Annotated in this window: 18 protein-coding genes and 1 pseudogene; 15 read left to right on the top strand and 4 right to left on the bottom strand. The window is 42.0% G+C overall.

Going from position 1 to position 15,520, the window contains the following annotated elements:
- Nucleotides 1-10: 10 nt before the first annotated feature.
- Entirely contained in the window at nt 11-1,135 is a 1,125-nt protein-coding gene (locus D5F11_RS17350) for a hypothetical protein (protein WP_120117346.1), read from the top strand.
- Here D5F11_RS17350 and D5F11_RS17345 read toward each other — a convergent pair.
- Nucleotides 1,127-1,591: a hypothetical protein gene (locus tag D5F11_RS17345; RefSeq protein ID WP_120117347.1), complete on the bottom strand. Its 465-nt coding sequence runs from the start codon at nt 1,589-1,591 to the stop codon at nt 1,127-1,129. The two genes, D5F11_RS17350 and D5F11_RS17345, sit on opposite strands and share 9 nt — an antisense overlap.
- 217 nt (nt 1,592-1,808) lie before the next feature.
- Here D5F11_RS17345 and yyaC point away from each other — a divergent pair, with 217 nt between their 5' ends.
- Nucleotides 1,809-2,381 carry a spore protease YyaC gene (gene yyaC / locus D5F11_RS17340; protein WP_185830767.1) on the top strand — a complete coding sequence of 191 codons (573 nt, stop codon included), beginning with the start codon at nt 1,809-1,811 and terminating at the stop codon, nt 2,379-2,381.
- A gap of 94 nt (nt 2,382-2,475) precedes the next feature.
- Nucleotides 2,476-3,156, top strand: coding sequence for a GntR family transcriptional regulator (locus D5F11_RS17335; RefSeq protein ID WP_120117349.1), 681 nt, complete (start codon nt 2,476-2,478; stop codon nt 3,154-3,156).
- 222 nt (nt 3,157-3,378) lie between these two features.
- Here D5F11_RS17335 and D5F11_RS17330 read toward each other — a convergent pair whose 3' ends face one another.
- From D5F11_RS17330 to D5F11_RS17320, 3 genes are all read right to left on the bottom strand, one after another.
- Nucleotides 3,379-4,824 carry a hypothetical protein gene (locus D5F11_RS17330; RefSeq protein ID WP_120117350.1) on the bottom strand — a complete coding sequence of 482 codons (1,446 nt, stop codon included), beginning with the start codon at nt 4,822-4,824 and terminating at the stop codon, nt 3,379-3,381.
- A 409-nt stretch (nt 4,825-5,233) separates the two neighbouring features.
- A complete protein-coding gene (locus tag D5F11_RS17325; RefSeq protein ID WP_120117351.1) occupies nt 5,234-6,607 on the bottom strand; it encodes a hypothetical protein in 1,374 nt (457 codons plus the stop codon).
- Between the two features lie 483 nt (nt 6,608-7,090).
- Nucleotides 7,091-7,423, bottom strand: coding sequence for a hypothetical protein (locus D5F11_RS17320; protein WP_120117352.1), 333 nt, complete (start codon nt 7,421-7,423; stop codon nt 7,091-7,093).
- Between the two features lie 313 nt (nt 7,424-7,736).
- On the opposite strand from D5F11_RS17320, the gene D5F11_RS17315 reads away from it, so the two are divergent.
- From D5F11_RS17315 to D5F11_RS17265, 12 genes and pseudogenes are all read left to right on the top strand, one after another.
- Nucleotides 7,737-8,069, top strand: a complete 333-nt coding sequence (locus D5F11_RS17315; protein WP_120117353.1) for a 2Fe-2S iron-sulfur cluster-binding protein — start codon at nt 7,737-7,739, stop codon at nt 8,067-8,069.
- A 36-nt stretch (nt 8,070-8,105) separates the two neighbouring features.
- Entirely contained in the window at nt 8,106-8,879 is a 774-nt protein-coding gene (locus tag D5F11_RS17310) for a creatininase family protein (protein WP_120117354.1), read from the top strand.
- 150 nt (nt 8,880-9,029) lie between these two features.
- Nucleotides 9,030-9,758: an iron-containing redox enzyme family protein gene (locus tag D5F11_RS17305; RefSeq protein ID WP_120117355.1), complete on the top strand. Its 729-nt coding sequence runs from the start codon at nt 9,030-9,032 to the stop codon at nt 9,756-9,758.
- Between the two features lie 41 nt (nt 9,759-9,799).
- Nucleotides 9,800-10,042: a hypothetical protein gene (locus D5F11_RS17300; protein WP_126646620.1), complete on the top strand. Its 243-nt coding sequence runs from the start codon at nt 9,800-9,802 to the stop codon at nt 10,040-10,042.
- A 93-nt stretch (nt 10,043-10,135) separates the two neighbouring features.
- On the top strand, nt 10,136-11,602 hold the full coding sequence (locus D5F11_RS17295; protein ID WP_120117356.1) for an aldehyde dehydrogenase family protein: 1,467 nt from the start codon (nt 10,136-10,138) through the stop codon (nt 11,600-11,602).
- A gap of 20 nt (nt 11,603-11,622) precedes the next feature.
- Nucleotides 11,623-12,126: a GlcG/HbpS family heme-binding protein gene (locus D5F11_RS17290; RefSeq protein ID WP_120117357.1), complete on the top strand. Its 504-nt coding sequence runs from the start codon at nt 11,623-11,625 to the stop codon at nt 12,124-12,126.
- A gap of 110 nt (nt 12,127-12,236) precedes the next feature.
- A complete protein-coding gene (locus D5F11_RS17285) occupies nt 12,237-12,587 on the top strand; it encodes a 2Fe-2S iron-sulfur cluster-binding protein (RefSeq protein WP_120117358.1) in 351 nt (116 codons plus the stop codon).
- Between the two features lie 35 nt (nt 12,588-12,622).
- Nucleotides 12,623-12,799, top strand: coding sequence for a hypothetical protein (locus tag D5F11_RS26680; RefSeq protein WP_185830766.1), 177 nt, complete (start codon nt 12,623-12,625; stop codon nt 12,797-12,799).
- A gap of 97 nt (nt 12,800-12,896) precedes the next feature.
- Nucleotides 12,897-13,157 (top strand): ferredoxin, encoded by a 261-nt coding sequence (locus D5F11_RS17280; protein WP_120117359.1) that lies wholly within the window; start codon nt 12,897-12,899, stop codon nt 13,155-13,157.
- A 6-nt stretch (nt 13,158-13,163) separates the two neighbouring features.
- A pseudogene (locus D5F11_RS17275) lies at nt 13,164-13,603 on the top strand (TerC family protein).
- A gap of 148 nt (nt 13,604-13,751) precedes the next feature.
- Nucleotides 13,752-14,216 (top strand): RidA family protein, encoded by a 465-nt coding sequence (locus D5F11_RS17270; protein WP_120117360.1) that lies wholly within the window; start codon nt 13,752-13,754, stop codon nt 14,214-14,216.
- Nucleotides 14,217-14,221: 5 nt separating this feature from the next.
- Nucleotides 14,222-15,268, top strand: coding sequence for an NAD(P)/FAD-dependent oxidoreductase (locus D5F11_RS17265; protein WP_120117361.1), 1,047 nt, complete (start codon nt 14,222-14,224; stop codon nt 15,266-15,268).
- Nucleotides 15,269-15,520 lie beyond the last annotated feature (252 nt).

Genomic DNA, 15,520 nt, shown 5'->3' with positions numbered 1-15,520 from the left:
GTGAATGAAAATGGGTGAAATTAAGCCTCTTGTGAAAAATGAAGTTTCTCTGGAGGAAGCTGTCAGCCAACCAATTCTCCGAAAAAAGAAATGGGAAAAAATTGAATTGGTAGGTCTTGCCTTAATTATTGCCTCCTTGTCAGTCATGATGATCTCCCCGGGTACATTGGCAGGTTTGTTTACTGCGATGGTTGATAAAGTCTTTCCGGTAGTTGTCGAAGTATTTTTAACGGGAACCGTCGGAGTTACCATCATCGTCAGTGTTGTAATTGGACGGACACTGGAAAGACTCGGATTTACTGATGCCTTGATCCGTGTATTTCTGCCAGTAACCAAACTGCTAAAAATCAACTCAGCTGTTCTGATTCCAAGTATTTATAATATCCTTGGAGATATTAACGCAGCCGGAAAAATATCAGGTCCAATACTTGTCCGATCAGGAGCCACAAAGGCGGAGCAGAAGATGGCGGTTGCTACAATGGTACAGTCGCAGCAATCATTCTCCACCTTCATGTTGGGAATGCTCGCGTTGACTGCTGTCGGTGTCAATGCATTCATAGTTGTCATAGTAGCTGTATTCCTGCCTGTATTGGTCGCACCCTTTATTTTGTCAAAGACAATTTATCGTGATACGAAAGCAGTCGATATTGAAAATCTGCCGAAGTTCACTCCCCAAACAGGGGCATTGCCTACTTTGTTCAATGCTGCCCGTGAAGGAGCGGAATTGGTTTTTCTTTTAATTATCCCTGCAGTGGCTGCAGTGTTCGCGGTGATCGGACTTCTCGAATATATTGGTGTATGGAAGCCGATTGAGTCTACGTTATCAGCAGGTTTGCTTATGCTGAATATTGATCCGGAAACCGGTATTCTTTCCATACTGGCAACCCCTACACTAGCTATGGCTCAATTATCGGAGGCCGCTGCCACAATGGATCCACGTCTGGTTATTGGATCTTTTGTACTGGCATCTTCAGGATTACCACTGTCATCGATCCTTGGTCAAATCCCTGTTATTTGGGCGGCAAATTCTGATTTAAACGAAAGAGAGGCTATGTCGGCTGCTGTCATTGGAATTGTCATGCGTTTGGTTACAGCATTCTTGGTCGTTTACTTTTTAACGCCTCTATTAGTCTAATTTAGTCAGTGAGTGGGATAAATCGATCTCAAACTGGTTTTTCTGGATATTTTGAACAGAGAGTGGATCAAAGTAAAGAACAGTGTCCTGAATTTCGCTATCTTTTCTTTTCCACATTTTTATAAAGCTTGTTTGGTATATTGTATTTACTATACTGGAATTTGGAACGGTAATGTTTAAGTGGAGGGTTGACGGAGGATCTTTTGGACAGGAAACAAGACGGCATTTTTGGGATTGCAGAGGGGAGAAGTGGTTTATTGTATCAACTGATATATGATGGATCCTTCCGGTGCCAGTAAGGATTTTATTTGGAAGAACCATGCCAGCTTCATGAAAGATATCCTTGCCGCTGGAGGAAGGTATTTTTACTTTGTTCCATAAGATGGCGATTGAAAAAGAAGAGTCTGGCAAAATAGTCCAAGCCCTTTGTGTCATCAGTTCAAAACCAATTTTCATAAGCATGAAACCTCCTTTAATCAACTATATGAAAAAATGAGTGAAGAAGATCGGTTTAAGGCCGGTCTTCTTCACTTATTTAGGGGCTAATCCCAAAATTAATTTTAATTTCGCTTCCCCATTGAACATCGACTAAAGTTTTTCAATCCCCTGTGAGTTCTAAAAGATGAGAACTGCTAGGCATCTTGGGTATAATATTCAAGAGGGGGAAGGCCGGATGCTTGCTCTATTTAAGCGGGGAAAAAAAGAAAAGAAGAATCCAAACAGGCTTTTTGCCATTTCTGCCCAAAAAGGCGATATTGAGGCAATGAGGAATAAGGTCATTGAAATTCTTCAGAAATCCTTTTCTAAAGACATCATTTTTCTATGCATCGGTTCCAGTCGGTCAAATGGGGATTCATTAGGGCCAATGGTCGGAAGCATGTTAAAGGAAAAAGGAGTGCCCTTTTATGTATTTGGCACATTGGACGCACCTGTTCACGCATTGAACTTAAATGATGTCCTGCAAAAGATACATAACGAGTTCGCTGACCCGCTCATTTTTCCCATTGATGCTAGTTTGGGAGATGCTAGCCAAGTCGGTGAAATTTACTTGATGAAAGGTCCCCTTATCCCTGGAAGGGCAGCCAATAAGTCGCTTAAGCCCATTGGTGATTATCATATAAGAGCGGTAGTTAATAAGCTTGATCTATTGTTGCCGGCCAAAGCATTAATTGAAGCCAAAATCGAGAACATTTCAACTCTAGCAAGGATCATTACAGAGGTCCTCAGCCCAATCAAGTTAAAGTAAAATTCGTCCATTATTTGATATTTACAGAAAAGTCAAGTATAATTTGTATAAAGTATACCGAAGAGTACATTCATCTCAGAAGGGGGGATGCAACTTGACGAGCTGGACAGAAGAGAGTCTTCTGTCTATACGCGAGAGAGCGTACAGACATCTTAAAAACCTTATTTTAGAGGGAGAGCTGAAGACTGGAGACCGTCTGATTGAGCGTGAGCTTGCGGAGAAATTGAACATAAGCCGAACGCCAATCCGCGAAGCACTATTTCGACTGGAATCCCAGGGTTTTGTAAAAACCATCCCAAGAAAAGGGGTTATGGTTGCTGATATAACAGAAAAAGAAATTTTAGAAACCTTCACCATCCTTTCTTCTTTGGAATCGTTGGCAGCCAAGCTTGCAGCACAAAAACTCGATGATGCAACTGAAAAGAAATTTAAGGAGTGCATCGAGAGAGTGGAAGAACAATTGAAGAGCTCGGAAACGGATTACGCCGAGCTGCATAGTGAATTGAATTATCTTCTTTACAGTGCTGCAAAAAACTCAAAGCTTTATGAAATTCTTGGGGGCCTTACAGATTATATCCGTGCCTTTGCTAAGAGAGGCTTCAAGAAGGAAGGCTGGCCAAAGCAATCTATGGAAGAGCACTTGGCTATCATGAGGGCGATTTGCAACCGGGAAGTGGAGATGGCGGAGTATTTGACGAAAATCCACATTGAAAACTCCAAAAACGCCTATATGGAGGCAACCACGGGTGAAAAAGAAATTTCGACGACTATATGAAGTCAAGGGGGCAGGCCCGATAATGGAGCCTAACCCCTTTTTTCGTTCGCGGAGTTATTCGCTCTAATCCAGCAATGACTCTAGACGGAATAAAAATTTTTGATGCATGTCCTTTGGCTGCTTGATATCGACTTAAAAAGGTGATCCCTCCTGAACAGTCGGCGGATCCATACATTTTACTAACTACAAATTTGTATTTTGCCAGTAGGAAGATGAACAAACTTATTTTGTCATAAGGAAAATAGCAAGTATTGCAGCAAAGGATATTCCAATCATAGTTGGTATAAGATTGCGCCGAACGACGTCAGCGGGCTTGACTCCAGCAACCCCCGCATCAGCCACAAGACCAAATCCCCAAGCCATTAACGTTCCTCCACCGGCAAAAATTGTTACAACCTGGCCCAAAGAAGCAAGAATAGCTACATCCACCCCTGCACTTGCACCAAGTGATGCTGAAAGAGCTCCAATCAGCGGGAGACCAGAGAATGCAGATCCATCCAGGGCAACGATAAGGGCAATAAATACAATTCCAAGCGTCAGTATAATAATATTATCACCAATATAATTGCCAATTAGCATGCCTATATCAAACAAATATCCAGGTGCACCTTCACCAATCACTGTCTCTGCATGCTTGGGATGCCCCAAGAAGAAAAATCCGGCAATAGGAATTAAGGGGGCGAATATCTTTATGGCAAACAAGAAGCCTTCCCTTAAATGACTTACAATTTCCTCCAACGCCCGACTTCCTTGATGTGCAATCGATGATATTACCAATAGGACTACAGCAGTTCCACCTAATAATGATGTAGCCGATTCCCCGCGAATTGCATTTTCCGGTACATATATAGCTCGATAAACCATAAGAAGAACGATGCCAAATAAAGCAACAGGGACAATGATAGCGATATGTTTGGCGTATTTCCCTTGGGTTACCTCTGTAGTTGCGGCGGCTTCTGATATACCTTTTAGGGTTTCATCATTATCAGGGGCTTGTAAAGTGCCATTTTTCATATCGCGGTAAATAAAAAGATAAGCGAATGTCACTGCCGTAACCCCAACAATAATGGAAAACAATCCGGTATAAGGAAGTATCGCCGAGTGACTTACCCCAGCAGCTGTGGAAGTTAATTTTGTTGCACCCTGTATCACCAAATCTCCTGATAACGCCATTCCGTGACCACAAATATTGATAGCTACAGCTGCTGCTATGGCGGGTAATCCTGCTCTTACAGCAACAGGAATTAGCACAGTACCAACAAGGGCCACTGCCGGTGTCGGCCAAAAGAAAGTAGCTGCAAGATACATAGTCCCTCCCAGAACAAAAAATGTAGCAGTAGGATTGACCATTAAGCGTTGCATAGGCTTAATCATAATTATATCTGAGCCCTGCGCCTGAAGCGATTTTAACATTGCTCCCATCAAGGCGATAACTAGCATAATATCAAATAAAGTGACGCCCGCATTTAAGAACGCCCGAAATATAATTTGCGCTCCCCCGATAAACACGTCTGTTCCGCCTGCTTGGGAACTTGCTACTATACCTAAAGCAAATAAGGAAATGATAGAAGGAAGAATAACATCCCTTCTTAAAATCATAAATACGAAAATCGCAACAATGCCTGATAAGTAAACCCAATGCGCCAATGTCAATGTAATCTGCTCCATATTTTTCTCCCTTCATTTGAAGATTAATACAAATTGAAAGCGTATACAACAATGTTGTCGATGCAACTTTTGACAGCTATAACTTGACCCTCCTCTAGTAATGATGGTTAATGCGCTTTGAAATATTGTATACAAAATATTGTGCTCAATATTTCAGCAATTAAATAATAACATGCCATCGTCGTAAACGGAAGTGAATTTTCTAAAAATTTCAGTAAAAAAAAGGGGGTGTTTTACATTGAGGGTGTTTTCCCAAATAAATGGTGCCAAAGTCCAACAAGATAGGGTGCAGTCCCCCCTAACATGAAAAACTATTACCCGGACTTCTCTCCATAATTTAGGTTGGAAGTTTCCTATATTTTAAAAAAAGAAGAAGTTCCCAATTAAAGGAAACTTCTGCAAGAAAATTCTAAGCAAACCACTGTAAAGATAATAAATATATGATAGTGCAACCGATATATACGCCTGTAAACGGCATATTCCAGTTGGACACTTTATAGGAACTTTGCTTGACTATGTTGGACATGAGACCGATGGTAGCGTTGTACGGCCCAATCAAAAATGCGGAAGCTGCACCGGAAAGCATGGCGACTGTCAATATATGAGCAGATATGTGTGTGATGTCAGGGTTTAAGGTTTCTGCCATCAATGCCAGTGTTACAGCAGGGTGAAATCCAAGGAATGCAAAGATTAATGGGATTAAAGGCAGCAGCATCAAAAAGAAATTCGCTCCCATTACACTAATCAAATCGACGATCCATACATTTACCACTTCGTTGCTATGGGAAGTTTTTATTGCGGAGATAAAAAAGCCCGCTGATAAAAATAAGAAAAATTGATCTTTCATTTTAATAGAAAAGGATTGGAAATGATTTTGGAACGCTTTTCCGAATTCTTTTCCCTTTCTCAAAAATATAGCCCAGGTAAAGGAGAAGGGAATGACTAATAATGAAACAATTGTTAAAAATGAATATGAGAGCATTGACTCAGCAACAGATACGATTACGATGAAAATGATAATAGCCAGCAATATTTGAAAAATCCTTTTGGGATTGCTCGGCTCTTTTTCAATTGTTGTGGCGGCCGTTTCATCCGTCGAAAGGGGATCTTGCAGAGTCTTCTGTGAAATTCGTGATCCCAGATACCAGTCTAGTACTAAACCAAATATGCTGAGGGGAACAACGTAGGGCAAAATCGAAACCCAACTGACTCCGGTCACCCCGATAACTATTCCCACGATTGGTGTAACGGGAGCCCAAATGAGCGGCATGGCGAACCCCCTCGTAATGGCCCGGCTCATGAAACGCTCGGGATGTTGGATTGAATATCCTTCTAAAGCCGGCTTAATGGAATAGTAAGTCATCGGCAAAGTGGCTAAGTTCATAAAGATACTGAAGAAGTAGGATATTCCAGAAGTCAGCATGTATAAATGTTTGTTCGTCTTTATTTTATTATGTAAGATTGCTTGGATATCAGAGCTATATTTTCCAATGGTGATGGGAATTCCCAATATCGGGACTAAAGTGAACATCATCAGCAGGTCCAGCATGGGCCCGAAGGACAAAATATACTGCGGCCAGTATACTCCACTTTTTAAAAGCAGGAATACCCCTGCCGTTAAAAAAACGCTCCCTAAAACTTGCACAAACCTTGATACTCTAAAAAAAGTCAAAAGGACAGCGATCATGCACAGTCCAGATATTATGGCGGACAATCCTGATGATGGGACAAGAATGGAAAGAAAGTATAAAATCAAAATAACAATAAATAAAGAGTTTAACATCATGGAGCCTCCTTATTAAGGATAAAATATGAAGTGAACACTCATTGGTATACCAAACAGAAGGTTTATCGAAAAATAAACCTCTTAATTACACATATTATACAATATTTTTGGTATATGGTATACCAAATTGAGGTAAAATCTGATATAATAATTATCATATCAGATAAGGAGAGCTGAGGTATGATGAAATTTTTGTTTAACTCCAAAAAAGTACAGGAAAAGGCAGATAAAAAGTTGGAGCGTTTGAGTAAGATGATGAAATTTTAACTTCATTCAGCAGAAGTCTCCTACTTCTGTAAGTGCTGGGATGAATGCGTATTGGTATTCTATTCAGTGGGGGTTCAAACCCCGGCTGAATGAAGTTAAAACCTCTAGCGGAGCTCGATAAAATCTGGGCGCAATACGCCAAGGCGCATTTGATAATCAAGTAAAATAGCGATCCCCCTCCTATTGGTTTGGGAGGGGGATCGCTATTTGTAGTTAAGCTGATGCGTTTTCTAGTTTAACAAGCTTCGAATTTGAAAATTTGTCCGAATCGTTTTTGTCAGCGATTTCGTATAATTCTTCCCGTACTTCTTCGATTGTGTCGAAGTGCTCGAAAAACTTGACTCTAATATAGTTCACATATTCTTTGCCGTGATATTCCTCGGACATTTTTATTTTTGCTTTTTCATCCAATACCTTGGCAATTGTATACTTTGCCCTCAGTTTGTTAAAAAAATAGAAGTTATACGTTTCCACAATCTCTAAACCCTCATTGTTAAGATCCGTCTGAAAAGTATCCTTGTTTGTCAGTAAGATAAACTTTGCCATTTCCTAACCACTCCTTTAATGATTTACCTAAAAGTTAAAGATCCTTGGAATATTGTATACCATGTATGTGGTTAATAGTTTATATCAAAGCGCATAAAATTTCAACTGTATATTTAGAATATTTAATTTTGAAAAATAATTTGTGGGTGGCGCTTGACATAGCAATATATGAACAGTAGTATAAAACTCAATAAGCTTATCGAATTGATAATTCCTATTCATTTGATTTTTAAAAAAATTCCTTGCCTTCTCGTTTTTATTGGTATACAATATACCCAAGTTAAAATTTCAGTAAAAGGGGGGATGTCTTCAAATGCCTAAGGTGATACTTCATGTGGATGGGACAACTGTAGAACAGGAAGTGGAAGAAAATGCTAATTTGGTAGTTTTAGCCGGAATTAAAGAATTTCCGAAACTAAAATTTGGGTGCGGAATGGGGAAGTGTACAAGGTGTACATGTCGCGTGATCAATGGATCTGAAGGGCTTGATCCACCAAATTGGAAGGAACAAAATATACTAGGGGAAAAACTCAAAGAGGGTTACCGGCTTACTTGTCAGCTATACATCCAGCAAGATATAGAAATTTCACAGGAGAATATCAAAATAAAGCCTCCTAGGAAACGCGGTACCATAATGACTAGGTAAAATGAAAGCGGTGACAAGGTACAGAAGGTGAAGCGAATGAATTGTTATGAACTGGCAAAGATGACATGGGAAGAAGTCGAAGCCGCTTTGGAAAAAGTAAGACTAGCCATTATACCTGTCGGGGCACATGAACAGCATGGCCCGCATATGGTAGAGAGCTGCGATGCGGTTCTAGCAGAAAAGATGGCTGTCAAACTAGGTGAGCGGTTATTCCCATACGCACTTATCGCACCGACGGTCAACATGGGTGTTTCATCACATCACATGAATTTTCCAGGTACGATTTCCCTCAAGCCGACCACACTGATTGCTCTGCTGAAGGATATAGTTTTATCACTTAAGCGTCACGGCATTCGGCAGTTTTTGTTTCTCAATTCACACGGGGGCAATCAATCAACTCTGGATGTAGCTGTCAATATGATAACCGAAGAATTGGATGTCGAAGTATTTTATGCGAAAACAACTGCTTCGGCCAAAAAGGCGATAGCCGAAAATGTTAAGTCAACCTTATTCGGTCATAGTTGCGAAAGAGAAGTATCAGAGGCATTTTACCTGGCGCCCGAATTGATTCGTACTAACAAGCTTCAAAAAGGTGATATACAGGAAGCGGGAAGGTGGAAGCATTTAAGGCCGGGATGTGCACTGCAAGGTTTTTATCACTACGAAAAAATGACTGCGAATGGATGTATTGGAGACGCCTCGCAGGCTGACTTTGAGATTGGCAGGAAAATAGTGGAGGAAGCACTTGATCATCTTTCGAATGAGCTGATGAAAGTGTTAAAAATAGAAGAAGATGCTATGCTGCACTAAAAACTAGTACTTATACACTGATAAAAGCTTAGTTTACAAGTTATGAATCTGTGAATCCCCTTTAAGTTAAAAAAAGCCAATGGCTCCATTAGTTTTTTAACTTAAATGGTATACAAAATAATGAATACAAATTTAAGGAGGATTTTTACAATGGCAGAACTATTATCAAAAGAGGACTTTCGTAAAGAATTGGAGATTGCAATTGCAGGAAATCACAGCCAGAAAGCTCCATTTACAGTAGCTTGGGCAGAAGGAAAGCTTGAAAGAAAGCACTTTGCAAGGTGGGCGGAGAACCACTACCATTATGTTGGACCGTTTGCAGACTATTTGGCGTACATCTATCACAACACTCCAATGGATGAGAAATTCGTAAGTGCAAAGGACTTTACACTGCAAAATATGTATGAAGAAGAAATTGCAGGTGACCGCCATACAGATTTGTTGATACGTTTTGCAGAAGCCTGCGGCTCATCCGCCGAAAGAGTCGTAGATCCAAACAATATGGCCATCACAACACTCGGACTTCAAAGCTGGTGCTACGCAGTGGCGGCACGCGAAAACTTCGTAGTGGCTACGGCTGCGCTTGTTGTAGGACTTGAATCTCAGGTACCCGATATCTATAGAAAGCAGACACCTGCATTAAGGGAAAAATACGGATTTACAGATGATGAAATTGAATTCTTCGACCTGCACATCGTCTCTGACGAAATCCACGGTGAGCGTGGATACAAGATTGTGTTGGAACATGCAGACACTCCTGAGTTGCAGCAGAGCTGTCTTGAGATAGTACGCACTGGTGCTAAAATGCGCCGTATGTATATGGACGGCTTGTGGAGAGAATACATCGAGCAGGATCTTGGAGAGCTAATAAAGTCTTAAAAAATTTATTAAATCGCCAGTATTGTTTAGGTCAAGCCCAAGTGAGTTTTGATCTGGGTGACCAAGATACTTTTAACTTCATTCAGCAGAAGTCTCCCACTTCTGTAAGTGGTGAGATGAATGCCTATTGGTATTCCATTCAGTGGGGGTTCAAACCCTGGTTGAATAAAGTTAAAGCCTCCAGCGGATGCCGTAGATTTTTAGAGGAAATTTATCGAGCGGGGCTCGATAAAATCTGGGCGAAAATACGCCAAGGCGCATTTGATACGCGTAACTCCTATTAGAAGAGCCTGTCAGACGGACCGCTGTTACTTTCAATTCTATGAAACGATGGCGGTCCGTTTCATTGGGAAAAATATGGGAAAAGGTGATTAATATTGCTGACTACAACAAAGGTCGAAACGTTTAAAAATTTGATAGGCGGCGACTGGAGCGAGACTCAAAGCGGCCAGACATTCTTGAGCATCAATCCGGCAAATAAGGAAGAAATTGTAGGAGTTTTCCAGGCCTCTAATGAGGAAGATGTCCGTCAGGCAATCGATGCTGCTTCAAGAGCTTTTCCGCAATGGGCTGCCACCGCGCCATCCAAGCGAGCCACAATCTTAAATAAAGCAGCAGACATTTTGGAGCAGAGCGCTGATACATTGGCTGAAGAACTGACAAGAGAAGAAGGGAAGCATGTCAATGATGCTAGGAACGAAGTGCTGAGATCTGCACAGACGCTGCGCTTTTATGCTGTGGAAGGTCAGAGTTTCACAGGAGAGACATTTCCACACGACGATCCGAACATGAAGGTATCCACTGAGCGTGAGCCGCTTGGAGTGATTTCCGTCATTACACCTTGGAACTTTCCGATCTCTATTCCGGCCAGAAAGATTGCACCGGCTTTAATCACTGGAAACACAGTCGTATTCAAGCCCTCATCAGACACTCCACTCATCGCTTTCAGGCTGGTTGAGGCACTGCATAATGCAGGGATACCAAAAGGAGTTATCAACTTTGTGACTGGAAAATCATCCGACATTGGTGATTTGTTAGTGACCCACGAAGCTGTAAAGGCTGTCACTTTTACCGGCTCTACAATAGCAGGAGAGGATATTCACAGCAAATCTTCCTTTAACACGAGGACACAAATGGAGCTCGGCGGAAAAAATCCCATTATTATTATGGACGACGCGGATCTGGATTTGGCTGCAACATTGACAGTCAATGGGGCTTTTTCCCTGAGCGGCCAAGCATGTACCGGAACAAGCCGAGTCATCGTTCTTCAAAATGTTAAAGATGCTTATATTAATAGGCTGATTGAAAAAACGAAGAATCTTAAGATTGGAAATGGCTTCGAAGAAGGAGTCAAGATCGGGCCAGTTGCCAACCATCGCCAGTTGAAAAACATCCTGAATTATATTGACATCGGTGTTAAGGAAGGTGCGAAACTCGTGTATGGTGGTAACCAGATCACTGATGGCCAGTATGCTAAGGGCTATTATGTAGAGCCTACTATTTTTACAGATGTACGGCCAGACATGCGGATTGCACAGGAAGAAATTTTTGGGCCGGTTGTCGCTGTCATTGAAGTGTCTACATATGAGGAAGCAATGGAAGTTGCAAACGGATCAAATTATGGGCTTTCCGCTTCAATCGTGACGAACAGCCTTCATATTGCGAGCGATTTCACGAAGAAAATTCAGGCAGGTACTGTAAAAGTAAACAGGACGACAACAGGAAACTTGATGAATGCTCCGTTTGGCGGATTCAAAAAATCCAGTACAGCAACATTCCGCGAATCAGGAAGAGTCGGATTGGAATTCTTCACACAGGTAAAAACAGTCTATGTCGGTTATTAAATAAGAAGGAGAGACAGATTATGTCGATAACAGAGAAGAAAGTTTTTAAAACAGTCATTAAGCTTGAGTTGGAAGCAGCCAAGCTGATGATCGAAGCTGCGAAACAGAAATCGGAAGAGATCAATGTGGCGGAAACAATCGCCATCGTGGACGATGGCGGCAATCTAATCGCTCTGGAAAGAATGAACGGGGCACGGATCACAGGGCCAGAAATTGCGATCGCTAAAGCTTATACGGCTGCGGGCCACAAGCGTTCCACCCACTTATTCAACACGGAGCCGAATGGACCAGCACTTCCAGGAAATGAAGCCTTCGGAATCCAACTTATGATTCCGGGCAAATTTGCCATCTTTGTTGGTGGTTTTCCAATCGTAGTCGACGGCGAAGTAGTTGGAGGGATCGGAATCAGCGGCGGAAATGGCGAGCAGGATACAGCTGTCGGAACTGCGGCATTGGAAGCATTGAAAAACCATGTGAAAACCGATGGCATGATAGTGGAAACAACAGCAGATATCAAGAAATAAGCATATGAAAAAACTTTTGCAGGGATACTTAAAGGGCTCAGTGTCAGTTGAGCCCTTACATGACAACTTTATTGGTATACCATATACCAATTTAAAGGAGGAGCAAGAATATGCCTAAAATTCATTTCGTGAACAGTAACAAAACCTTCGAAGTCCCGGAAAACTCCAATATTCTCAGAATGTCCCTTCGGTATGATGGTGAGCTTCCAAACCTTTGCGGGGGAGGAATTTGTGGAACTTGTGTATTTAAGCCGGTGGAGGGAGCAGAACACCTAGATAAGATTACGAGGCAGGAGCAAAGAAAACTGGGGGAAGAATGGCTTGAAAAGGGATATCGCCTTGGATGCCAGACATTTATAAAAAATCAGGATGTAGCTGTTGCCTGGGATATGGAAATCACGAAACAGGTGAAGAAAAGGAAGCCGGATAAGCTGGACAAGAAAACTTCTACAGTGAAGTAATCTTCAGATCGCCAAAAGAATGTGGAGGGAGCATGATGTGGGTCTGTATCGATCATTTAAAAGAAGCAGTTGAGTTTGCCAAAGCCCCTCATGTCAGCAAGCCGAGATGCCGTATGAAATGTTCTTTTTGTGAAAGGGATGCAATCGTTAAACTGCATTTTGAACGTAGAATGTTTCATTTTGAAGAAAAGAAAAAGGCCAGGGTTAAATAATATTTGAGGGTTACGCTGTCACAGTGAAAGGTCTGTTTAGCAAAATGACACCTCATTTCGCAGCCGGAAAAATCATTTAGATGAGAGGAGACTGGTCATGCCTTTATTTACGATCGTCAATAGAGAAACTTGCATTAGCTGTGGTTCATGCGGTGATTTAGCACCGGACGTATATGACTACGATGAAGAGGGACTGGCCTTTGTGATGGCAGATGATAATCGAGGATGCGTCAAGGTAGAGGAAGATTTCATAGAAGATGTTCAGGATGCGTTTGAGGAATGTCCATCCGGCTCCATTCGTATTGCTGAGGAATCATTTGAGGGAGATCCAGACAAATTCGAAAAGGTTACATCATAGGGGGCCATTTTTGGGGATATTACGATTCTCCTGGAATACGGATGGACCTTATTGATTTTAATAGGGTTGGAAGGAATCCTGGCGGCGGATAACGCAGTTGTAATCGCTGTATTGGTAAAGCACTTACCCAGGGAAAATAGAAAAAAGCACTTTTTTACGGCTTGTTGGGTGCATTCATATTCCGGTTTGCAGCAGTCGCCTTTGCTCGCTCGCTTCAAAGATTTCCGGTTCTTGAATCCGCAGCTTTTCTACTTGTCGGTTGGGTAGGTGTAAAGCTAGCGGTACTTACACTCACACATCCTCGTGTCGGCATATTGGATGTCTATCTCACGGGATCATTTGCATGGACAGCCATATTTTGGACAGTGTTCATGGGAATTATATTTAGCGGATATTTGGTGGCAAGGAAGCAGAGCCGCGCGGAGGAGAGAGAATCTTACAGTTAGGGTAGGGGGAAAGTTGGGAAGAAAATGCCCTGAAAAAAAGCGGAGTCTATGCAAATTGGTCGCCGTCTGTATTGGCGACGCGAAAAAATCAGAAACATTCTCTTTTTGAAAAAAGGGGTAATTTTATAAAAAAGCGGGGGACATGGGAATGTCAATTGAAGAAAGATTGCAAGAGTTGAATATCACTTTGCCCGAATTAAACGATGATGCCATGCCTTATGCATTGGGCGTCGTCTCGGGAAGAACTGTCATATTATCAGGACAGACCCCCAGGGTTAACGGTGAACAAAGGTATATCGGAACTTTGGGCACGCCTTCGATTAACATCGAAGAAGCGCAGGATGCAGCCAAGATTTGTATCATCAATCTACTGGGTGCTCTAAAAAAGCTAGTTGGAGATCTTGATCAAGTCGAGAGAATTGTAAAGATCAACGGTTATGTAGCCACGACCAACGATTTTACTGAACATAAGAAAGTGATCAATGCTGCTTCGGTGTTGTTGAATGATATTTTTGGAGAAGTAAGGAAGCATGCTCGTATAGCAATTGGATTGGCCTCCTTGCCAGGCGGGGCGCCTGTTGAAATCGAGATGACTGTTGAGTTGAAGGAGTGAAGTGAGTGATCCGCGATAAAGAAGTATTTGATCTAACTATTATTGGTGGAGGGCCGGCTGGGCTTTTTACAGCTTTTTACGCAGGTATGAGGCAGATGTCAGTGAAAATCATTGAGAGTTTGCCACAGTTGGGCGGCCAACTAACAGCTCTTTATCCTGAAAAAAATATATATGATATTGCGGGATTTCCAAAAGTGAGCGGGCAGGATCTGGTTGACAATCTGTGCAAGCAAATGTATCAATTTGAACCCGTTATTTGCCTGGGGCAGTCAGTCGAACTGGTCGAAAAACAGAGCGATGAAAACTTTAAAATCACAACGAACACAGAGATTCATCATACGAAAACAATCATTATTACAGCAGGAAATGGTGCTTTTCAGCCAAGGAAGCTGCAGTTAACAGAATCCGAAAAGTATGAAGAGGAAAATCTTCACTATTATATAAAGGATATGAATCAATTTGCTGACAGACGGGTCATTTTGTTCGGGGGAGGCGACTCTGCGGTCGATTGGTCGTTGATGCTTGAGCCTATTGCCGCCAGCGTAACTATAGTACATAGGCGGGATAAATTCCGGGCTCATGAGCACAGCGTCGAACAACTTCGAAATTCAAAAGTGGAGATTCGAACGCCGTACGTTCCAGTGGAATTAATCGGCGAGCATAGAGTTGAGCAAGTAATCTTGGAGGAGATAGGGAGTGAGCGTAAGGAGGTGGTCGAAGTGGACGATGTTATTGTTAATTATGGTTTTGTTTCTTCTCTCGGCCCTATCAAGGACTGGGGCCTAGATATTGAAAAAAACTCAATCGTCGTCAATTCAAAAATGGAAACAAATATTAAAGGAATTTACGCAGTCGGAGATGTCTGTACGTACGAAGGGAAAGTGAAATTAATCGCCACCGGTTTCGGAGAGGCTCCAGTTGCAGTGAGCAATGCGAAAATGCACATCGATCCAAAAGCCAGACTCCAGCCGCAGCACAGCACCTCCATAATGGGGGAATCGCCAGGAAAAAAGTCCCCGGCAAAAAAAGAGAAACAGGCGATTCATACTTAAGGGCGCAGTCCCTCACAGTAGAAATGATGATGATTGGGTTCATATAAGCGTTAGATTAGACTAAACATATGCTAAGCTAGAGGGAAACTGCATAAAAAAATAGCAAACCTCCATCATCCAGGAGGATTTTTTAATGATGGAGCAGCCGGGAAGGGATATCCTTCCTCCGGCTGCTCCCAACTCTCTTATAAAGCTCCCAACTCTCTTATAAAGCTCCCAACTCTCTTATAAAGCTCCCAACTCTCTTATAAA

Origin of the sequence: Siminovitchia terrae, from assembly GCF_003605405.2 — a bacterium.
Classification (GTDB): Bacteria; Bacillota; Bacilli; order Bacillales; family Bacillaceae_C; genus Siminovitchia; species Siminovitchia terrae.
Note: the sequence above shows the minus strand (reverse complement) of the source record. Positions and strands in the feature narration are given on the sequence as shown.

Excerpts from the sequence above, each read along its gene's own strand:
- D5F11_RS17285 (WP_120117358.1), top strand. The coding sequence starts at position 12,237 with ATGCCTAAAATTCATTTCGTGAACAGTAACAAAACCTTCGAAGTCCCG.
- D5F11_RS17320 (WP_120117352.1), bottom strand. The coding sequence starts at position 7,423 with ATGGCAAAGTTTATCTTACTGACAAACAAGGATACTTTTCAGACGGAT.
- D5F11_RS17310 (WP_120117354.1), top strand. The coding sequence starts at position 8,106 with ATGAATTGTTATGAACTGGCAAAGATGACATGGGAAGAAGTCGAAGCC.
- D5F11_RS17325 (WP_120117351.1), bottom strand. The coding sequence starts at position 6,607 with ATGTTAAACTCTTTATTTATTGTTATTTTGATTTTATACTTTCTTTCC.
- D5F11_RS17345 (WP_120117347.1), bottom strand. The coding sequence starts at position 1,591 with ATGAAAATTGGTTTTGAACTGATGACACAAAGGGCTTGGACTATTTTG.
- D5F11_RS17315 (WP_120117353.1), top strand. The coding sequence starts at position 7,737 with ATGCCTAAGGTGATACTTCATGTGGATGGGACAACTGTAGAACAGGAA.
- D5F11_RS17305 (WP_120117355.1), top strand. The coding sequence starts at position 9,030 with ATGGCAGAACTATTATCAAAAGAGGACTTTCGTAAAGAATTGGAGATT.
- D5F11_RS26680 (WP_185830766.1), top strand. The coding sequence starts at position 12,623 with ATGTGGGTCTGTATCGATCATTTAAAAGAAGCAGTTGAGTTTGCCAAA.
- D5F11_RS17330 (WP_120117350.1), bottom strand. The coding sequence starts at position 4,824 with ATGGAGCAGATTACATTGACATTGGCGCATTGGGTTTACTTATCAGGC.
- D5F11_RS17270 (WP_120117360.1), top strand. The coding sequence starts at position 13,752 with ATGTCAATTGAAGAAAGATTGCAAGAGTTGAATATCACTTTGCCCGAA.
- yyaC (WP_185830767.1), top strand. The coding sequence starts at position 1,809 with ATGCTTGCTCTATTTAAGCGGGGAAAAAAAGAAAAGAAGAATCCAAAC.
- D5F11_RS17280 (WP_120117359.1), top strand. The coding sequence starts at position 12,897 with ATGCCTTTATTTACGATCGTCAATAGAGAAACTTGCATTAGCTGTGGT.
- D5F11_RS17350 (WP_120117346.1), top strand. The coding sequence starts at position 11 with ATGGGTGAAATTAAGCCTCTTGTGAAAAATGAAGTTTCTCTGGAGGAA.
- D5F11_RS17290 (WP_120117357.1), top strand. The coding sequence starts at position 11,623 with ATGTCGATAACAGAGAAGAAAGTTTTTAAAACAGTCATTAAGCTTGAG.